General features: G+C 68.5%; 1 protein-coding gene. It reads right to left on the bottom strand.

Annotated elements, in window-relative coordinates; all coding sequences use genetic code 11:
• On the bottom strand, positions 1–1,257 hold a 1,257-nt coding region (locus AC5Y30_RS25395), incomplete at both ends, for a non-ribosomal peptide synthetase (RefSeq protein ID WP_499922051.1).

Consider the following 1,257-nt stretch of genomic DNA (forward strand, 5'->3'; position numbering starts at 1 on the left):
TGCCAACTGCGCGATCGTGGGTGCCTCGAACACGGTGCGCACCGCAAGGTCGGTATCCAACGTGGTGTTGATCGCCGCGATCACCCGCATCGCCGAAATGCTGTCCCCACCAAGCTCGAAGAATGAGTCATCGACCCCGACTCGTTCGAGGCCGAGGATGTCGGCGTAGATGCCGGCCAGGATTTCCTCGGTGGCCGTGGCCGGAGCGCGATAGTGCCCGGTGTAGTCGGGGGCGGGCAGGGCCCGGGTGTCGAGCTTGCCGTTGGGGGTCAGCGGCAGAGCGTCTACGGCGATGATGGCGGCCGGGATCATGTAATCCGGCAACCGCTGGCCCAACGCCGCCCGGATATCGGCCGGGTCGGCGTCGCCGGTGATGTAGCCGATCAGGCGTTTGGCCCCGGGTTGGTCTTCGCGGGCGAGCACCACCGCCTGCTCCACCCCGGCCAGGCCGGTGAGGGCGGCCTGGATTTCGCCGAGTTCGATGCGGTAGCCGCGGATCTTGACCTGCTCATCCGCGCGGCCCAGGTAGTCCAGCTGCCCATCAGGGCGCCAACACACCAGATCCCCGGTCCGATACATCCGCTGCCCGGGCGCCCCGAACGGACAGGCCACAAACCGGGATCCGGTCAACCGCGCCCGGCCCACATAACCCACCCCCACCCCGGCGCCGGCCACATACAACTCACCGATCACCCCGACCGGCACCGCGCGCATCCACCCATCGAGGACGAACAACGCCGCCCCAGCCACTGGCGAGCCGATCGGCGGGGCCCCCGACCCCGCCACCAGCGGGGCGCTGAGGGTGGCATACACGGTGGTCTCGGTTGGGCCGTAGCCGTTGACCATCACCCGTCCCGGCGCCCACCGATCCACCACTTCCGGGGGGCACGCCTCACCAGCGATCACCAGCGACGCTTCCACCTGCTGCGGGGACAACATCCCCACCGCAGATGGTGTCTGGGTGAGCACCGTCACCTGCTCGGCGGCCAGGAGAGCCTGGAAGTCTTGCGGGGAGCGGGTGACCTCGTCGGGCACCACCACCAGGCGTCCGCCATGCAGCAGCGCCCCCCAGATCTCCCACACCGAGTAGTCGAAGGCATACGAATGACACTGCGTCCACACCTGTGTCGTCGGTACCTGGGGAAGCGAGGACTCCGCCAGGTGGGCCAGGTTGTGGTGGGTGATGGCGGTGCCTTTGGGGGTTCCGGTGGTGCCGGAGGTGTAGATCAGGTAGGCGATGTCGTCCGGGGTGGGGGA

It is taken from the genome of Mycobacterium sp. NGS27, from assembly GCF_059813005.1.